Origin of the sequence: Mucilaginibacter terrenus, from assembly GCF_003432065.1 — a bacterium.
Lineage (GTDB): Bacteria > Bacteroidota > Bacteroidia > Sphingobacteriales > Sphingobacteriaceae > Mucilaginibacter > Mucilaginibacter terrenus.
Map to the genome: position 1 here is coordinate 700,006 of NZ_QWDE01000002.1, position 20,048 is coordinate 720,053.

14 protein-coding genes are annotated in these 20,048 nt (G+C 44.3%); 9 read left to right on the forward strand and 5 right to left on the reverse strand.

Annotated features, from left to right (window positions below):
* Positions 1-173 precede the first annotated feature (173 nt).
* The 3 genes from DYU05_RS13775 to DYU05_RS13785 form a co-directional block, all read right to left on the reverse strand.
* Positions 174-3,062, reverse strand: a complete 2,889-nt coding sequence (locus DYU05_RS13775; RefSeq protein ID WP_117383681.1) for a ligand-binding sensor domain-containing protein — start codon at positions 3,060-3,062, stop codon at positions 174-176.
* Between the two features lie 99 nt (positions 3,063-3,161).
* The gene (trhO, locus tag DYU05_RS13780; protein WP_117383682.1) at positions 3,162-4,127 is read right to left on the reverse strand and encodes an oxygen-dependent tRNA uridine(34) hydroxylase TrhO; all 966 of its coding nucleotides are present in this window, start codon (positions 4,125-4,127) and stop codon (positions 3,162-3,164) included.
* Positions 4,128-4,268: 141 nt separating this feature from the next.
* A complete protein-coding gene (locus DYU05_RS13785) occupies positions 4,269-6,746 on the reverse strand; it encodes a DUF5686 family protein (RefSeq protein ID WP_165852079.1) in 2,478 nt (825 codons plus the stop codon).
* Positions 6,747-6,870: 124 nt separating this feature from the next.
* On the opposite strand from DYU05_RS13785, the gene kbl reads away from it, so the two are divergent.
* The 6 genes from kbl to DYU05_RS13815 all read left to right on the forward strand — a co-directional run bounded on the left by kbl (position 6,871) and on the right by DYU05_RS13815 (position 13,800).
* A complete protein-coding gene (gene kbl / locus DYU05_RS13790; RefSeq protein WP_117383684.1) occupies positions 6,871-8,061 on the forward strand; it encodes a glycine C-acetyltransferase in 1,191 nt (396 codons plus the stop codon).
* A gap of 41 nt (positions 8,062-8,102) precedes the next feature.
* On the forward strand, positions 8,103-9,137 hold the full coding sequence (pheS, locus tag DYU05_RS13795) for a phenylalanine--tRNA ligase subunit alpha (protein WP_117383685.1): 1,035 nt from the start codon (positions 8,103-8,105) through the stop codon (positions 9,135-9,137).
* The gene (locus tag DYU05_RS13800) at positions 9,134-9,547 is read left to right on the forward strand and encodes a Rieske (2Fe-2S) protein (protein WP_117383686.1); all 414 of its coding nucleotides are present in this window, start codon (positions 9,134-9,136) and stop codon (positions 9,545-9,547) included. The genes pheS and DYU05_RS13800 overlap by 4 nt, the downstream gene beginning before the upstream one ends.
* Before the next feature lie 3 nt (positions 9,548-9,550).
* A complete protein-coding gene (locus tag DYU05_RS13805) occupies positions 9,551-10,132 on the forward strand; it encodes a TetR/AcrR family transcriptional regulator (protein ID WP_117383687.1) in 582 nt (193 codons plus the stop codon).
* Between the two features lie 377 nt (positions 10,133-10,509).
* Entirely contained in the window at positions 10,510-11,937 is a 1,428-nt protein-coding gene (gene rlmD / locus DYU05_RS13810; protein ID WP_117383688.1) for a 23S rRNA (uracil(1939)-C(5))-methyltransferase RlmD, read from the forward strand.
* Between the two features lie 72 nt (positions 11,938-12,009).
* The gene (locus tag DYU05_RS13815; protein ID WP_117383689.1) at positions 12,010-13,800 is read left to right on the forward strand and encodes an ATP-binding protein; all 1,791 of its coding nucleotides are present in this window, start codon (positions 12,010-12,012) and stop codon (positions 13,798-13,800) included.
* On the opposite strand, the gene DYU05_RS13820 is transcribed toward DYU05_RS13815, so the two are convergent.
* A complete protein-coding gene (locus DYU05_RS13820; protein ID WP_117383690.1) occupies positions 13,801-14,781 on the reverse strand; it encodes an NAD-dependent epimerase/dehydratase family protein in 981 nt (326 codons plus the stop codon).
* Positions 14,782-14,869: 88 nt separating this feature from the next.
* On the opposite strand from DYU05_RS13820, the gene DYU05_RS13825 reads away from it, so the two are divergent.
* The 3 genes from DYU05_RS13825 (at position 14,870) to DYU05_RS13835 (ending at position 18,557) form a co-directional block, all read left to right on the forward strand.
* Positions 14,870-16,051: a formimidoylglutamase gene (locus tag DYU05_RS13825; RefSeq protein ID WP_117383691.1), complete on the forward strand. Its 1,182-nt coding sequence runs from the start codon at positions 14,870-14,872 to the stop codon at positions 16,049-16,051.
* 50 nt (positions 16,052-16,101) lie between these two features.
* The gene (locus DYU05_RS13830) at positions 16,102-17,277 is read left to right on the forward strand and encodes a TlpA disulfide reductase family protein (RefSeq protein ID WP_117383692.1); all 1,176 of its coding nucleotides are present in this window, start codon (positions 16,102-16,104) and stop codon (positions 17,275-17,277) included.
* A gap of 152 nt (positions 17,278-17,429) precedes the next feature.
* Positions 17,430-18,557, forward strand: coding sequence for a TlpA disulfide reductase family protein (locus DYU05_RS13835; RefSeq protein ID WP_117383693.1), 1,128 nt, complete (start codon positions 17,430-17,432; stop codon positions 18,555-18,557).
* Between the two features lie 119 nt (positions 18,558-18,676).
* Here the strand turns inward: DYU05_RS13835 and purD are convergent, their stop codons facing one another.
* The gene (purD, locus tag DYU05_RS13840) at positions 18,677-19,951 is read right to left on the reverse strand and encodes a phosphoribosylamine--glycine ligase (protein WP_117383694.1); all 1,275 of its coding nucleotides are present in this window, start codon (positions 19,949-19,951) and stop codon (positions 18,677-18,679) included.
* Positions 19,952-20,048 lie beyond the last annotated feature (97 nt).

The following is a 20,048-nucleotide window of genomic DNA, read 5'->3' on the forward strand; positions in this document are numbered from 1 at the left end:
TCCTCTACATTAATACATCACAGGTTAAACGGTTTCTCATTCAATTTTAATCAGAAATGTAACGAATTGAAGAATAATCGTTTGTGACGATAGTAGTGTATCAAATACATACTACAAACTTCTTAAAGTACATACGATGGCGAAAAGAGCTTATGAGAGGTAATGATGTAGTGTTATAGCTCCATGAGAAACTCGCTAAGGTTCTTATCGTGCTCTAAATTGAGCTTTTTTCTCAGTCTGTAACGTCTTATCTCTACACCCCGCAAAGAAATGTTCAATAACGATGCCATTTCTTTACTACTCATATTCATGCGGAGGTAGGCACACAACTTAAGATCGTTAGGAACCAAATCTGGATGGTCGTGTTTCAGTTTCTTAAAAAAGTTCTCATGGGTTTCGTTAAAGCTGCTTTCAAAAACGTTCCAATCCCGTTCGTCATTCATCCCTTCATCAATTACCTTGTGAAGTTTTTTAAGCTGATCTTCCGGTAGCTTTTTACCGGTGCTGTCACGAAATTTGTTTATCTCATCACTGATCTTCTGAAGCAGTTCGTTCTTATACACAATATTCATAGCACTGTTTGCCAGCTCACGGCTCTTGCTGGCTAAGTCGGCTTGCAGTTGCTCGTTTTTCAGGGTAACAATGTGCTGCTGGTTGGCTATGGCTTCCCTTTGCAGGAACTCCTCTTTTTCGCGCTGTAGCTTCTCCTGTATTTGTCGTTGATGCTTATCCAGGTTAAGTAGGTAGTACTTCCTGATAAGGTAGCAGGTTAGTATAAACAGCAGTACATAAAAGGCTAATGCAATTTTACTGAAGTACCATGGCGGCAGTATCTCAAATGTAAGCTCGGTAGTTTCTGAAACGTTTTCATCGTTTATCTTCGCCCTTACCTTAAAATGGTAAATGCCGTGATTAAGGTTTGTAAATTCTTTTTGACTCTGGAGGCTCCAGTCTGACCATTGTCTTGAATAGCCTTCCAGGTAGTACTGGTACTGTATTTTTACTTGCCGGTAGTAAGGCAGAGCGTAAGCAATACGAATGTTGTTTTGATTATACGGGAGGTTAATTTCAGTATCCGTACTGCTGTGCATATCATTTATTACGGTTACTTTATCGGTAATATTCTCAATTTTACGGATAAGTACCTGGGGCAGGATTATCTTACCGCCACGGCGCGCGTCAGCATCATTTACAATCACAAAGCCATCATCTACACTTATCAGGTAAATGCGGTTATTTATCAGGCTGATGTTCTCGTAGTTCTGTACCATTTGCCCGTTCAGCATGCTGAACCTGTTGCTATCAATGGTAAGTTTCCCTGGAACAGACAAGTCCGCCAATGCCACGCGCCCATGGTTGATAAACCAATACTTTTTACCTATGGCTGATATTACCTTATTGCTGAATGCAAAGGTTTTTAGCCTTGAATTAAGCTGGTTGTAACGATAGAAACGATCTGTTATGTCATCATAAACATAAAAACCGGAGTCGGAGGAGAAAACCACCCTGTTATCAAGGTTAAAAACGCCCACATTGTAGCTGTCTGGCAGGCCGGATCGTTTATCGTAATATTTTTGAGATGCTACACGCTTCTTATCAGCCGTTAACGTCACTTTGTAAATGCCTTTGTAGGCGTGGCTAACCCATATCTGTCCTTTGTTATCCTGTTCTACATAACGCGATGGTTCGCCAAAACCTTCTATCTTGTGGTCGAAGATCCAGTTTCCGGCAACATCTTTACGGTAGATAATAAGCCCCGTATAACACCCTTGTATAAGTTGATCTGTGCTGATTTTCTTTATTGTCCAGCCGCCGCTAAGGGATGTTATTTTGGTTATAGTGCTGCCGTTTACCTGAAAGGTGCCATCGTTATGGCCGCAAAGTAGTTTACCATCTTGCAGGGAAAGATCCCACACCTGGCCCTGTGATCCTGGTATCAGCTTGAAATCGAACGATTGGAGGAGTTGATTGCCGCTACCCTTAAGCCAGTCGCTGTAGAATAAACCTTGGTTAGTTCCCAAATAAATTTTATCTCCGTAGATTATACTTGAGTATACCGTGCCGAAACGTCCTGTTTTATCGAAATAGAAGTATAATGGCGAATTTACTTCAATGCGGTCTACGCCATTATCTAACCCGGCCCATAGGTTCTGCTCCGCATCGGTATAAAGGCTCAGTACAGTATTGTTTTGCATACCACTAGCCTTGTTAATATGTTGCACAACGTTGCCTGCGGTATCTATAATTACAATGCCGTTTAGTATCGTGCCAAAAGCAAAGTACTTATTGGGAATAACCGCCCCATTATTAAGCTGAAAGTTCTTTAGAAACTCGGTAGCCTGGGTTTTCCAGGGTGTAATATTAATGCCATTGAAGATGAACAAGCCGTTATTTGCGGTGCCGATAAGATAACGCCCGTCAGCGAAAGGTAATACAGAGAGTACCCGGCTCCCTAAAATATTGCTGCCCGGGATCAGCTGTAGTTTAGTGCCTTTTAACTCAAAAAGACCAACGCCAACCCGTTCAACAAAATAACGCTGCCCTGTTTTAAACAGGAACAAAAAAGGGGTAGGTGCCTTTACAACCGTTATTTTACCATTTGCATAAATATAAATAGCACCGAACGACTGAAAAATAACGTGATCCGTGTCGACATATATCTTCCATATTTCTTCTTTTACAGGCTGGTACTGTCGTGGGATAAGCTTTGTTAGCGAACGATATTTCAAAAAGCCGTTGCGGTTTTCCCAATAGCCAAATTCTCCAAACCCACCGGAGTAGATCTTCCCTTTTTTGTCGGCAGCTACAGACCGCACTATAAGGCCGTTGGGCATGCGGCTCAGTTGCCAATATTTCCCGTCAAAGGAGAGCAGGCCTTCGTCGTTGCCAAAGTACATTACGCCGCGCTCATCCTGCGTTACCGACCAGTTTTGATTGCCCGATTGGTACTGTGCCTTGGTATAATTTTGCACATAGGGTACACCGATGCTTTTGATGTCAGCAGCAAAAGCAAAACACTTTACAAATAATAGAAACAGTAATAACAGAACTGGTTTACGCATGGATGATCTAAGTGCCTGGCAAACACTTTTGTATACGAAAGTACGCTTTGGCAGGGGTTAAAAGAAATAAGCCTACCCGCAGGTAGGCTTATCCATGTATTATTCGGCAGTTGCCGACTGTTTTGAGGCTTTTTTAGCGGTGTTAACAGGCTGGGGCACTTTAACGTAATATCCCGTTCCGTCATAAACGCGTTTACGTGGGTGCTCCTTGCACTCAGCACTGCAGCAACCATCCATAGCAGTACCGCATTCATCGCATTGGGTAAAGTGCTCGTTGCACTCGGGGTTTGCACAGTTAATCATTTTAGGCGTCACTTTGCCGCAATTACGGCAGGTAGATATCACTACCGGATTTACGCTATTCACATCAACCGAAAGGCGATTGTCAAAAACGTAACACTTGCCCTCAAAATCCTGCCCGCCTGCTTCTTTACCGTACTTAATTATACCGCCATGCAACTGGTAAACATCTTTAAAACCTTCATGCAACAGCAGAGCAGAAGCCTTTTCGCATTTGATCCCGCCGGTACAATAGGTGAGTATCTTCTTGTCCTTGTACTTCGAAAGTTCATTGATCATCGCCGGGAAGTCGCGGAAATTCTCGATATCCAGCGTAACCGCGTTCTTGAACTTACCAAGGCTATGCTCGTAATTAGAGCGTACGTCAAGCACTACAACATCTTCACGGTCCTTCATTTCCAAAAACTCTTTCGGATCGAGGTGTTTACCTGTTTGTTTTTGTGGATTGATGATGTTAGGATCACGCAAGCCGGAATGCACGATCTCTGATTTATAGCGGCAGTGCATCTTTACAAATGATGGCTCATCTACTTCATCAACTTTAAAGTCGATGTCGGCAAAGCGGGCATCGGCATGTAAAGTGTTCATGTAGGTCTCGCATGCTTCAGGCGTGCCGGATACGGTGCCGTTTAGGCCTTCATCTGCCACTATAATGCGGCCGGTTAAGCCTAAGCTTCTACAAAATTTTAAGTGATCGGCAGCAAATTGCTCGCCGTTTTCTATTGTTGAATAACAATAGTACAGTAGTGTGTTGTATTTTGCCATAACTCATTGATGCCGCTGCAAACGGCGTTAAATGAGGCGCAAAGATAAGTATTTGAGCTGAGAGGTAAAAGTATAAAGCAGAAAGCTAAATTTTCCTAACCTCCTGCTTTTAGCTTTGGCCTTTCAGCTTTTATCTTTCCGCTATCTTATACCGTAAAATATTCTTATGCCCTGTATGTATTTGTTATTGCCTGTGTAAGATATACCATAATCCACACGGAAGATCAGGCGTTGCAAGCCTACGTAAAACTCGCGGTAATTAGGATTGCCTCTGGTGGTCAGGAAGTTTGCACCGATAAGCTCTTCAAGTTTAAGCTTACGCATGAACGGTATTTTATTGAGTATGGAACCGGCAAAGTTGTGCTGATAATGAGCCTCGAAGAACGCGCCGTAGGTGCTATAAGTATAGAATGGCAAAAAGTGAAAGCTACCTATGTACAATGGATCGAACGTGGTGCCCTGGTTCCCCAAATAGTGATAGTAATCCATAAAATAGAGCTTATGGTTATTGATGAAATCGCCACCTGTAAGTTTAAAAGACGAATAACCTGATAATCCTATCCTGATATTTGATTGTGATATATCTGCCGAGACGAAGTCGTAGTCCACGTCAGAGCCAAATACTTTATTGATCCCTTTACGGTAGTTTAAGGTAAGTGTAGGGTATTTGGACGGGAGGTTGAACTTACCGGTTGGCCGGGTAATATACTGTTGATCAAAAGTGAAAGCAACCGAGGTGTTCAACGAAAGTGCCTGGTGGGTAGGGAACAGGAACGATTGGTCATCCGCAGGGGTACCTGCAGGAGCCAAAGGATTATTAGAGGTAAATTCTTTATTCTTTACATCCCTTATTTTACTGAACGATGTATTGTACAACTGCCGGCGACCAGAATAACTTAAACTGCCGCTCCACATAACACCATTAGCCAACTCGCGCTGGTAGCCAAAACCTCCATATTGTGAACGGTAGTACTTCACATAGTTGTTTTCGTAAAGCAGTGTACTAAGCGTGTTGAAGTATAAGGATCGTGTACCTACGTTGTTAAGATCGAGCACGTCGCTGCCAAAGTTTACCCAGAACTTTGAGTTGTGAAACGGATCATTAAGGTACTCACCGAGCATGTTAGCGCTGAAGAGCTTATTTGAGAATCCATAGCGAAGAGCAGGCGTAATTTTCCATGAATGAAAGTCATCTACCTTGTGCGTGTAAGTTACCTTGGCATTTATACCAAAACCTTCAACCGTATTATAATAAAACGTTTGCAGGAAAGGGAAGATGTATAAAGAGTCCCGCTCATCGCGGCTGCTGGCATCATAGCCAAAGATGAGGTAACTGAAGTAGTTAATGTTGTTCTTCTTATGCTGATTAACTTCTTTCCAAACATCGGTTTTGTGGAAGGCTTCAGCGCTGTCTTTCTTAACGTAATCCCTTGCTTCGGACTTGGTTAATGGAAGCGGGCGGGTAGCTGCCCAGTAATTGGATGTTTTAATGTTGGCAGCAGTATCAACCCTAAGTACCTCTCCGTTGAAGTATTTATCGGGAAAGGTCTGGTCGATGCGGTAATTGTTGTAAATACCCAGGTAGTAACCACCAAACTCAAAGCCAAGTACATTTCCGTTGTAACTGTATTGTATAGCTGATGGCAGCCAAACACTGTCACGAATAGGTATATATTGCTGACTAATGTTAAGCGTATCTATCAGGTTAAGGTTATCATTCTTTTTGGTCAGCATCAGGTCTGCGCTGTAAATACGCCAGTCGCCGTCTACTATGTAAATATTACCCTTAAAGGTAGGGGAGTGCTTGTGGTTGGGCAGTAATTGTATTTTATGTATGGTACGCCCGTTGGTTACCGTTGTACCCACCAGCTTGTAGTTGTAGTGGCTTAAAGCGTTTGATGCCACTGGTGAAACAAAGCCGTGAGAGCTTAACCCATTAATAGCAAATACATCATTATAGATGTTCAATTGCAGATCCGAAGCTTTATTATAGCTGAACGGTGGACTCGCGCCAACCGTTTTGGAGGCTATTGTTATCTCTTTAAATTTAGATGGCTGCTCAAAGTTGAACTCCGACAATGATTCTGATTGGTAAAGAATGCCGCGACCAACAGAGTCAAGTTCTAGCTGGCGGCTTACCGTTTCGCCCATGAGCCCTTTAGGTGCGCTAATGAGGCGCTGTACGCCTTTAATGTATACAGTAGCCTTATAGCTTTTAAATTCCTGCATGTGCTGCTTACGTGCGGCTATCACCTTACGCATTATATCCATGCCAGGGTCGGTCTTTTCGTTGTATGCTGTGCTGTCTTTTAGGGTAAATATTTCTTCCTCCAGTTGGATGTCGAGTCGCTCGTCATGATCGCCTATGGTTACATCGTAAGCCTTCTCGCGGTAGCCAACCATTCTGTATACAACTTTATAGCTTCCCGGTGCAAGGCGGAACTGGTAGTTGCCATCCTCGTTGGCTGTGGTACCATAAGTAGAGTTGCGTATGTAAACGGAAGTAAAGGGTATCAGCTCGTTTTTTGGCCCGGTAATATGGCCGGAAAGCAAGTGTTGCTGGGCCGAAACCGCGGAAGCGGTAAGCGTAAGAAATAGTATAAGGAGGTATCTTTTCATATAGCTGTTAACTAAATACATTTTATGCCTAAAAGGTTTGTTCATGCAGCAATATATTTAAAGTTGAACGGTTTTGCGTGCATTTGCCTGTAATGCTTAATTTTGCAGGCTAACATCTGTTATTATGTACAAAACCTTACAGCCTGTGTTGCAGCAGGAACTCGCATCGATAGAAGAAGCCGGATTATATAAACGTGAACGCATTATTACCTCACCGCAAGGTGCTGATATTACCGTGCAGGGCGGCCAGGAAGTGATTAACTTTTGCGCTAATAACTACCTGGGCCTGTCTGGTAACCCTAAGGTGATAGAAGCCGCCAAAGCTGTAATGGATACCCATGGTTACGGGCTTTCGTCAGTGCGTTTCATTTGCGGTACACAGGACATACATAAACAGCTGGAGCAAAAGATCTCGGAGTTCCTGGGTACTGAAGACACCATCCTGTACGCTGCTGCCTTTGACGCGAACGGTGGTGTGTTTGAACCGTTGTTTAATGAACAGGACGCGATTATTTCTGACGAGTTGAACCATGCGTCGATAATAGACGGAGTTCGCCTATGCAAAGCGCAACGCCAGCGTTACAAGCACGATGATATGGCCGACCTGGAAGAGAAACTTAAAGCTACGCAGGAGCTTCGTCACCGTATTATAGTTACGGACGGTGCTTTCAGTATGGATGGTACAATTGCTCAGCTGGACAAAATATGCCAGCTTGCAGAGCAATACAACGCGTTGGTAATGATTGATGAGAGCCATTGCAGCGGATTTATGGGTAAAACCGGCCGCGGCACGCACGAGCATCATAACGTAATGGGCCAGATAGATATAATTACCGGCACACTGGGTAAAGCTCTTGGTGGTGCGTCTGGTGGTTTTACATCAGGCCGTAAAGAGATCATTGATATGCTGCGCCAGCGCTCTCGTCCGTACCTGTTCAGCAACACACTGGCACCGGCTATTACAGGCGCATCTATAGCCGTGCTGGACATGTTAAGCGAAACTACTGATCTGCGCGACAAGCTTGAGCGTAACACTAAATATTTCCGCGAGAAAATGACCGCTGCAGGGTTTGACATTAAGCCGGGCGTTCACCCCATTGTGCCCGTGATGCTGTATGATGCTAAGCTGGCGCAGGAGTTTGCCGCTAAAATGCTGGAAGAGGGTATTTACGTGATAGGGTTTTACTACCCGGTAGTGCCGCAGGGCAAGGCCCGTATACGTGTGCAAATATCAGCCGCGCATGACACCCATCACTTAGATAAAGCTATTGCCGCTTTCACCAAGGTGGGCACAGCACTGGGCGTGTTAAAATAATAGCCTTATATTTGTAGTTCAGTTTTTTACAAGCAAGATAAATGCAGGAGCAGATAGATAAATATACCAGCGAGATAAAAGCCTTTACCGCTGCAAAAGCAGAGGAGCTGGAAGCTTTTCGTATTAAGTACTTGGGTACAAAGGGGATCATAAAAGACCTTTTTGACCAGTTTAAAACCGTTGGCCCCGAAGAGAAACGCACCTTCGGTAAAGTGCTTAACCAGTTCAAACAACTCGCTGAAGAAAAGTACAACGAATTTAAAGAAAGCCTGGATTCTGGTGTTAAAAGCCATGATTCTTCACAAGACCTTACCCTACCGGGAGACGGTTTTGAAGTAGGCTCGCGCCATCCGCTATCATTGGTACGTAACGAGATCATCGATATTTTCAAACGCCTGGGTTTCGTAGTAGCAGAAGGGCCTGAGATTGAAGACGACTGGCATAACTTCTCGGCTTTGAACTTCCCGGAGGAACACCCTGCACGCGATATGCAGGACACTTTCTTCGTGCGTAAAGGAGAGGGGAACGACGATATTGCCCTGCGTACCCATACCTCATCCGTACAGGTTAGGATGATGGAGAGCGGCAAACCACCGTTCCGCGCTATAATGCCCGGCCGCGTTTACCGTAATGAAGCAATATCTGCACGTGCACATTGCTTCTTCCACCAGGTAGAAGGTTTATATGTGGATGAGAACGTTTCTTTTTCTGACCTGAAGCAGACGTTATACCACTTTGTGCAGGAGCTTTACGGTGAAGGAACCAAGGTTCGTTTCCGCCCGTCTTATTTCCCGTTCACCGAACCATCTGCCGAAATGGATATTTCCTGCACCATATGTAAAGGTTCTGGTTGTAATATGTGCAAATACAGCGGCTGGGTAGAGATACTAGGCTGTGGTATGGTTGATCCTAACGTATTGGAAAATTGCGGTATCGATAGTAAAAAGTACACCGGCTTTGCCTTCGGAATGGGTATAGAACGTATTACCAATTTGAAGTATGTTATCCGCGACCTTCGGTTATTTTCTGAAAACGATGTGAGGTTCCTGAAACAGTTCCAGACAGAGATCATATGAGGAAAGCAGTTTTTGTTGTAATTACTGCTATAATCTTCTTTTCCTGTGGCAAAGCGGAAAACGCAGTGCCCAGTGTGCCGGTTAACTTCCGCGCCTCAAAAACAGACCCACGTTTGGCTGCGCTTAACAGCCCGGGCGGGTCTGTAGCTATATCAGGTTATGGCGTTGCAGGCATTTTAATTTACAGGCGAGCTGATGGTATCTATGTTGCTTACGACCGTTGCAGCAGCTATCAGCCAGAAAAATTATGCGCCGTTTCGCCCGATGAAAGCGGGTTTACCGCTACCGATCCATGCAGCGGGGCTAAGTTCTCCCTGTCAGACGGCAGCCCTGTAAAAGCCCCTGCTACCAGGTCTTTACGTGTTTATAGCGTAAATGTGAGTAATTTTGAGATATTTGTATCTAACTGATACATGGAAGCCGATAAAATTAAAGACAGCATAAAGAGGGCATCGCAGGAACTGTTCCGAAAATTCGGCTATCATAAAACCAGCGTTAACGAGATTGCTAAGCGGGCAAAAATTGCTAAAGCAACCATTTACAAATACTTCGACAGTAAGGAAGCTATACTACATGTATTGCTGATGGACTATATAAAGGTTAGTGTTGATGAACTGATAAACACCGACGCGCCGGAGATGGATGAGGAGAAGCATCTGAGCAACCTCATCATGAAAACCTGCCGCCTCAGCTATACCGTTTGCAACGAGTTTATAGGCTGGGACTTTATTCGCGAAAGCACCAACTCACAGGATTTTCTTAAAAACCTTTCTAATGAATTAGAGGAACTGCTGGTGCAATCTTTTACCCAGCTTGCAGGCATCCGCAAGCACGAGACCTATCAGCAGCGGCTACGCTTCCTGATAAAATGCAGTAAGAACATCGTATTTAGCTTTGCATTCACCTCCGTAAGCGACAGCGACGTACGCAAAAATTTCGTATCCTTCCAAAAAGAGATATTGCCTTACCTCGTAAAAGCGGCTATACTGGTTTAAACCATGTGGTGAAATGATACCTAAAGAACTGACGTCCCAAATAAATCAAAATACCGTTTTGGTTTTTGGTATAGTATTTACTATGTTTGCATAGTAAAACATCACTACCATGAGCCAGGAACTAATAGACTTTTCAGACCAGATAGACGAGCAGGTTGAAATAGACAGCTTTATTATTGAAGTTTACTTTGATAAGCTGCTAAGCTTTTTCTTGTAATTCTTTTTTAAATGAGGCCGGTGAAAGGTTAATGTGATTAGCCTGTGTTGGTGACTTTTGCCTTTAAATTCCTGTAGCATTTGCTTTAAATGCAACGTTGAAATTCTGTCTATTCTAAAATTCTGAAAATTCTGATTCAGACATGTACCTTTGCATCCTTATGGGCAGAGGCGGAAAAAAATTCAGCAACAAGTTTTTCGAGAACGTACAGGTAATTGATATTGCCGAAGAAGGTAAAGGAGTGGGCAAGACCGATGACCTTGTACTTTTTATTGAAAAAGCTGTTCCCGGAGATATTGCCGATGTTGAGGTATACCGCGCTAAAAAGAACTTTGGCGAAGCAAAGATAACCCGGCTTGTTCAACCATCTGAGCACCGTACCACACCCTTTTGCGAGCATTTTGGTACGTGCGGTGGCTGCAAGTGGCAGCACATGACGTATGAAGCCCAATTAAAATTCAAGCAAAAAGCTGTGCACGATGCTTTGTCGCGCCTGGCCAAGATAGAGGTGGCCCATATGGATGCCATAGTACCATCTCCTGCCGATCGCTACTACCGCAATAAACTGGAGTTTACCTTCTCTAACAAACGCTGGTTGTATGATGGCGAAAACAGGGAGGATGTACAGCTGGATATGAACGCGCTCGGCTTTCATATCCCGGGCAGGTTTGATAAGATATTAGACGTGAAGCATTGCTACCTGCAGGGCGACCCATCTAACTATCTCCGCAACAGCATAAACCTTTTTGCCAGGGAGCAGGGCATTAGTTACTACGATGTACGCGAACATACCGGCGCATTGCGCAACCTGGTAATTCGCACTTCTTATACAGGTGAGATCATGGTAATTGTAGTGTTCGCCCATGCTACCGAAGATGAGGTTAACGCGGTGATGGGTTTTGTTGATGCCAATTTTCCGCAAATAACGTCCCTGTTATACATACTTAATACCAAGAAGAACGACACCATATTTGACCAGGAGGTAATCAGCTGGAAAGGGCCCGAATACATACATGAGGAGATGCCGAACGGAAATGGCGACGTCATTAAATTTAGAGTTGGTCCTAAATCTTTTTACCAGACCAACTCCATACAGGCGCTGAGGTTGTACCAGATTACCCGCGACTTCGCCGGGTTTACAGGAAATGAGTTGGTTTATGACCTTTACACCGGTGCAGGTACCATCGCCAATTTTATTGCAGCCCACGTGCGGCAGGTGGTAGGAGTAGAGTATGTCCCTTCGGCCATTGAGGATGCGAAAGTTAACTCGGCCATCAACAACATCACCAACACTAAATTTTACGCGGGCGATATGAAGGATGTACTGGTGCCGGAGTTTGTTGCCGAGCACGGCAAACCGGACGTGATCATTACCGATCCGCCGCGCGCCGGCATGCACCCTGATGTAGTGGCCCGCCTGATGGAGATAGAAGCACCAAAGATTGTATATGTAAGCTGTAACACGGCCACCCAGGCCCGCGATTTACTTGTACTTAAGGAAAAGTACGACACTGTTAAGATACAGCCGGTAGACATGTTCCCTCATACTCAGCATGTAGAGAACGTTGTCTTGCTGATTTTGAGGTAACTATGTAATTGTATTTTCTTTTGATACCTTTGTTCGTCAATGGCGTATGTCGCCCAACCTAATTAATGACGAATGGATTCACAATTACCTTTTTGGAATTTTTCGCTTAAAAGGGTTGTTGATCGCGAGCCTGATTCTCTCAAACGGGCACGGATTCGTATTGTATTAGTTACGCTGGTGCTTACATTGTTAAAGCTGGTGATAGGCGTTCCGCTGGTTGTTCACGGGATGTTAGACCATCAATTGCACCGCTCCATTTTCATCTTCGTGATGTTTGCGTTTTTAACCAAATATGTGCTTTGGCGTCCTCAGCATGTGCTCCTGGTATCGCACATCATTATCTTATCCGGTTTGTTCGCGATATGGACCTCGGTGGTAATTTACGGTCAGGTACTCAACTTGCTTACCGTTCAGTTTGTATTTATGGTGACGTTTGTGGGGTACTATCTCATCAACAACAGGTTTGCTGTAGTTTATAGCGTAGTAGCTATCGCACCGGTGATGATGTACCTTGTTGCCAATCATGATCCCACATGGCGGCTGGACCGTGTTCCGCAAGGGTTGCCCTCCCCGGGTTTTGAGATCATCGCGTTGATGAACTTTTCTACTATGGTGTACATCCATTACCTTTTCTACAGGGCGTTTAAAGACAACATTGCGGAAAAGGAGGAGCTTAATAAACAACTGGAAGCCACCATTGCAGAAACTAAAGCGCTTGCAGAATCAAGGTCTGTTTTCCTTTCTACCATGTCGCACGAATTGCGTACCCCGTTGAATGCTGTAATTGGTATGGCCAATTTGGTAATGGATACAGCTACCAAAGAACAGGCAGAGAATTTAGATATTCTTGAGTTTTCGGCTAACAGTTTGCTGACCCTTGTGAATGACATTTTGGATTATAATAAAGGTGAGAACGGTAAGATAGAGCTGGAGGCAATCCCGGTAAACTTAACCGGGCTGATCCATGGGGTATGCTCGGGGCTTCAGCATAAAGCAAAAGATAAAGGCTTTCAGTTGGTGATGGACGTTGATGAACAGCTGAAAGGACAATGGGTAATTACCGACCCAACAAGGCTAACACAGATTATTTACAATTTAGCAGGTAATGCAATAAAGTTTACCGAAGAGGGTAGCGTAACTGTGCACGCAAGTGTGGTTTCTGAAGATTTTGGTACGCTAAAAGTTCGTTTTTATGTAGCCGATACTGGTATCGGCATTGCACCGCAAAGGCAACAGGCCATCTTCGATCCCTTTGTTCAGGCATCTTCAGACACTACCCGGCACTATGGCGGAACCGGGCTAGGGCTTGCCATTGTTAAGCGGCTCCTCAAGCTGTTCAATACTGATATATTACTGGAAAGCGTTCCGGGTGAAGGGTCTGTTTTCTCATTCGAAATAGCTTTTGAGTCTTATTTAGGGGCAGTTAAGCCGGTGTCTTCCAAGCCGGTATCAATGGGAACGCTTCCCGGTCTCAATATACTTATAGCAGAAGATAATCCAATAAATGCATTGTTAATCAATAAGTTGCTATCCAAATGGGAGGTAACTGCTGTAGTCACCCGTAATGGGCAGGAGGCTGTTGAACAGGTGTCAAGCCATACCTTTGACGGCGTACTGATGGATCTGCATATGCCGGTAATGGACGGTTATAATGCTGCTTTAGCTATAAGGGCAATGAGTGACCCTATTAAAGCAGGGCTGCCAATTATTGCATTAACCGCATCAGTTGCTATAAATGTTTATGATAAGATAAATGCAGCAGGAATGAACGATTATCTTTCTAAGCCTTTCCAGCCGGCAGCACTTTATCAAAAACTATCGCTTTTGCATGCTACAAAGTTAGGTTCAGCCATGACGGGGTAACTAAACCTGCACTCCGCTCCTGTAGCTTTCGCATATCTCCCTGATAGAATCGCTTAGCGGTTTAAACTCAAAGTTTACCGCTTGTTTTATCTTGCTGTTATCAAAGTTACGGCTTACTGATGCGGCCCGAGCGCTTGTTTTGTCTATAGACGGATCGCTCCCGGTAACTTTGCCCCATATTGATGCCCCGCGCCAGGCTACTTCCAGCATCCAGGGCCTGGCTAGTTTCTTGGGCGGCTCAACGCCCAGGCAAGTAGCTATTTCATTAAATATTTGTTGATAAGCGCGGTTTTCAGCATTTATGATAAAGCGTTCTGCCGTTATGTTACTCTCCATCAGCAATATCATACATTTAGCAACATCCTGTACATCAACAAAACCCATAATACCGCCGCTATAGTATTTCAGTCCTTTACGGATGGTCTCAAATAATTGGCCGCTCCCTTCTATTCCGGCGCTGGTGCCAATTATAATGCTTGGGTTTACAATTACTGCATCTAATCCTTCAGCTATGCCGCGCCAAACCTCCATTTCGCTTTCCAGCTTAGATATAGCGTAGCCGTCCTCTTCGGTGGTGGGGTCCAGGTGATGGTTTTCTGTAATTTGTTCGCCGGGCTTAGCTTCACCCACGGCAGCAACTGAGCTGGTGTGTACCATTCGGATGTTACGTTCAACGCAAAGGTCTACCAGGTTAGCTGTGCCTTTAACATTGGTCAGTATCATCGGCTCTTTATCAGCGGCTTTTAGTGATACCCAGGCAGCGCAATTGTAAACCTGAGTAATTCCCTCCAGCGCGTTTTCCAGCGCGAAGAGATCCATCAGATCGGCCTCAACCCATTCTATCTGTGCCGAATAAGGTAGCAGTATCTCCGGGAGGGTTGACGAAGCCCTTTTTGTACAGCGCAAATTGTTGCCACGCAGCAGCAACTCTTTAGCCAGTTCTGCACCCAAAAAACCCGTAGCGCCTGTAACCAATATCATTCGTCAAATATGCACATTTGCTCATCAATACATCTGCACATCAATAAAAATCTGCACATTTGCACATCACCACAGCTGCATATTAAACATGTCTTTAGCCGATTTTTTCACACCGATTGACTTAAAAAAGATGCTGCCAAAAGGGGGCTATTTTACCAGCCAGCTTGGTGACAAGATCAACCATCATTCAGTAGCTTTCCCTGATTTGGAAGAAAAAACCGATATCGCTATTATCGGTGTAATGGATGACCGCAATGCCGTTAATAATTCCGGCTGTGCGCTGGCGCCCGACTATGTGCGTGAGAAACTTTATCAATTACACGAGGGCGCTTACAAGACAAATATTGTAGATCTCGGCAACATAGTAAGGGGTGAAAAGGTAACCGATACGTATTACGCACTGAAGACGGTTGTTGAGGAATTACTTAAAAAAGATATTGTTCCGCTAATAATTGGCGGAGGGCAAGACCTTACCTATGCGCAGTATTTGGGTTATGAAAAGCTTGAGCAGAAAGTAGATGTGCTGGTTGTTGATGCACAGTTTGACCTGGAAGACGATGGTTTTCACGACAGCATCGAGACCACCTCGGCCGGATACCTGAACAAGATTTTCCTTCACGAACCAAATTACCTGTTCAACTTTAGTAACTTGGGTTATCAAACGTATCTGAACAGCCAGGATAGCCTTACGGTTATGGGTAAGCTGTACTTTGACGCGCACCGCCTTGGCGAACTTGCGGGGAATATTACGGTTACAGAGCCTGTTATCCGTAATGCAAATATGGTAAGCTTTGATATGGGTGCCATTCGTTCGTCAGATGCTGCCGGAAATGCAAATGCTAAACCCAATGGTTTTTACGGGGAAGACGCCTGCCAAATATGCCGTTATGCGGGCTTTAGCGACAAACTTACTTCAATAGGTTTTTATGAGTTCAACCCCGCTTACGATAGTAATGGACAAACTGCCATGCTGCTCTCCCAAATGGTGTGGTATTTTATAGACGGCTTTTATAACCGGAAGAAGGATTTTCCGCTTAATCCAAAATCACAGTACCTCATCTATAAAACCAGCCTTAAGCATGAAGACCACGAGTTGGTGTTTGTAAAAAGCAAGAAAAGCGACCGTTGGTGGATGCAGGTACCTTATCCAACAGGCGGATCTAAAAACGAGCGTTTTCACCTGGTACCGTGTCGCTACGAAGATTATAAGACAGCCCGCTCCGGCGAGATGCCCGACCTTTGGTGGCGCACTTACCAAAAGTTGAACTAAGCCGCAATCTGCTGGCTGTTTAGCCGTTATAAAAATTTACTTATTAATACATGAAGAACTTTTTCCTGGGCCTGATTGCCTTATTGCCTGCGGTGGCATTTGCACAAAATTCACAACCATTTACCGTAAAAGGGAAGGTTGGTAATATAAATGCGCCCGCTATGGCTTACCTGGCTTACCGTTTAGGTGCAAACACGGTTACCGACTCTGTAGTGCTTAAGAACGGCGAGTTTGTATTTACGGGCGAAGTAATGAACCCGGTAAATGCTACATTGATGCTGGACTATAAAGGGTTAGGGTTTCAAAAATATGTTCAGCAAAACTTTCCTCAGGGAGGAATGCCTATTGCCGGTGCAGATTACCTCCCGTTTTATGTAGAAAAAGGCATCATTAATCTTGTGGCTACCGACTCTTTGAAAAACGCAAAAATCACCGGTTCTAAACTGAATGATGATGATGCAAGGCTTAAAACGCAGCTTAAACCTATCATAGCAGAAGCGCAAACAATAAGTAAAGAAGCACAGAAAGCTACTGCTGCACAGCAGCAATCAGCAGCTTTTCAAAACAGTATGCAAAGCAGGTTTAAAGCCTTGCAGGACAAACAGAAAACCGCGCTCCGCTCGTTTATCACGGCTAATCCTGATAGTTACCTGAGCTTGCTTGCGCTTACCAGCGTAAGCGGCCCCTCTCCGGACGTGAATGAAGTAGAACCATTGTTTAACGGGTTGTCTGACGAGTTAAAGAACTCAGATCAGGGTAAGCAATTAAAATACTCCCTGGATAAATTACGTATCACGGCAATTGGCAGCATGGCTCCCGACTTTACCCAGGAAGATGTTAACGGTAAACCGGTTAGCCTTTCTTCGTTTAAAGGGAAGTACGTACTTATTGACTTTTGGGCATCATGGTGTGGCCCTTGCCGCCAGGAAAACCCCAATGTAGTGCGTACCTATAACAAATACAGAGGCAAAAACTTTACCGTACTTGGGGTGTCTTTAGACAGAGAAAACGGTAAAGCAGCATGGCTGGCCGCGATTAAAAGTGATGGATTAAACTGGACCCAGGTATCTGACCTTAAATTTTGGGACAACCTTGTGGCGAAACTTTATGGTGTCGAATCTATTCCGCAAAACTTCCTTATAGACCCACAAGGTAAAATCATAGCTAAAAATCTTCGCGGCGACGATCTGGATGCTAAATTGGAACAGCTATTCGGTAAGATATAGCTTTATGTGAAATAGAGTTGTATAGTATTGGTTGGGCATAACCCTTATGCTTGCGTCTTCGCATTGTCGATTATGTCACCCATTAGTTATATTAAAGCAAGGCTTTGATTTTTAAGCTTAAAGCACCATATTAGGCCTTAAAATACATATACATGAAAAAACTTACACTAAGCGCTTTAGCATTGTTGCCAACAATGCTTTTTGCACAGGATAAAAAATTTATAATACAGGGGAACGTCGGCAAGATTGGTGCGCCTGCGAAGGTATATCTGCAATATCGTAAAGAGGGTAAGACTATTTCAGATTCAGTTTCTCTTACTGATGGTAAATTTAAATTTACCGGTGAAGCTGCTGCCGTGCCTGCAAGTGGTTATTTACTGTTCAATCCGCAGGGGTCTGGCATGAATTCATCACGCGATTATAAACAGTTGTACATCGAACCCGGCACGATTACAATTGTAACTGCAGATGAGCTTAAAAACGCTAAAGTTGACGGTGGTAAAACTAACCGTGAAAACCAGATGTACCAGGCTGCTATGAAGCCGGTTAACGAAGGTTATGAAGCAATGGAAGCCAAGGAGAAGGCTGCCGGTGATAAAGCGTCTTCACCGGAGTTTCAGAAACAGGCCAAAGCAGATGAAAAGGCGATAGAATCTAAAGAGAAAGCAATTAATCAGCAGTTCATTAAAGATCATCCTGATTCTTACGTTAGCCTTAACGCTTTACAATCATTCGCTTACAGTGCTGACTATGTTGATATAGCACCATTATACGAATCTCTGTCTGCTGATGTTAAAGCATCTGCAGGTGGTAAGGCCTTTGGCGAAATATTACCCAAGCTAAAAGCTGTTGCTTTGGGAGCAACAGCGCCCGAGTTTGCCGAGGCAGACACTGCTGGAAAAATGGTGAGCTTATCATCATTCCGTGGGAAATATGTTCTGATAGATTTTTGGGCATCATGGTGTGGCCCTTGCCGTGCCGAAAACCCTAATGTGGTAAAAGCATTTAACAACTATAAGGATAAGAACTTTACCGTTCTTGGTGTATCGCTTGATCGTCCAAATGCAAAGGACAAGTGGCTGGCCGCAATCAAAAAGGATGGTTTAGCCTGGACGCAATTATCTGACCTTAAATTTTGGGACAGCAAAGCAGCAGGTATGTACGGCGTGCGCGCTATTCCGCAAAACTTCCTGATAGACCCTAACGGAAAAATAATCGGCAAAAACCTTCGGGGCGATGACCTGAACGATAAACTTGCAGAGCTGTTCGGTAAAATATAATTTGAGGGAAAGCTAAAGTCGTAAAGACAAAATTGTAATAAAAGCAAAAACCTCGATGTTCTACACATCGAGGTTTTTGCTTTTATACTCACGGACTTTCTGTCTTTCGGATTACACGACTACAGTAGATCAAACCCTATGTCCTTGCGAAAGTAAACACCATCGTAATAGATACGGCTCGCATCGGCAGTAGCTTGCTGCAGGGCATCAAACATGTTGTCCTGTAAGGATGTAATGGCCAGTACGCGGCCCCCGGTATTTATCACATCTTCCCCGCTAAAGCTTGTTCCTGCGTGGAAAACGTGCGAGTCTCTCACGTTTTCTATTCCGCTGATAGCTTTATTCTTTAAGTATTCACCAGGATACCCGCCGGAAACGCATACTACAGTGGCAGCAACTTTTTCAGATATCTCCAGTTGTTTTTCTACCAGGTTGCCTTCTGCCACACCTTCAAGCAAATCAATAAAGTCAGAGCTTATGCGCGGCATTACGCTTTCGGTTTCCGGGTCGCCCATGCGGCAGTTGTACTCTATAACAAAAGGCTCGCCGTAGCAGTTCATTAAGCCAATAAATATAAACCCTTTGTAAGGTATGCCTTCCGCTTTCAGTCCCTCCACAGTTGGTATAATTACGCGCTCTTCAACCTTCTGCATAAATTCTGCATCGGCAAATGGCACTGGGGATACTGACCCCATACCACCGGTGTTTAAACCGGTGTCGCCTTCGCCGATGCGTTTGTAATCCTTTGCTTCAGGCAATATTTTATAGCTGTTGCCATCCGTCATCACAAAAACGGAAAGTTCAATGCCCTGCAGAAATTGTTCTATAACTACTTTAGAGCTGGCATCACCAAACTTTGCTTCAGTAAGCATTTCTGCAAGTTCCTGCCGCGCTTCTTCAAGTGTAAGGCATATCAATACTCCTTTGCCTGCAGCAAGCCCGTCTGCTTTTAGTACTATAGGCAATCCTGCTGTTGCCAGGTAATCAAAGCCTTCTTGTAGAGTGTCACGGTTAAATGTTTTTGATGCAGCTGTAGGTATATTGTGGCGCTGCATAAATGCTTTACTAAAATCTTTACTTCCTTCCAGTTGGGCGGCTTCCTGCTGCGGGCCAACCACTGGGATGTGCTTTATCTGCTCATCAGCCAAAAAGAAATCATGAATGCCTTTAACCAGTGGTTCTTCCGGGCCAACCAGTACAAGGTTTATAGAGTTGGTAAGGCAAAATGCTTTAATGCCTTCAAAATCAGTAACCTTCAAATTTACATTAGTGCCATACTGACCGGTACCGGCATTACCCGGAGCAATAAATAACTGTGAGCACTTTGGGCTTTGTGATATCTTCCAGGCAAAGGCGCTTTCCCGCCCGCCCGATCCAAGGATGAGGATGTTCATGGCGGTAAAGATAAATTAATGTGCGGATATGCAGATGCGCCGATTTGCAGATAGTTAATTGACCAATAAACAATCAACCTGTTATATCGGTCGTGCT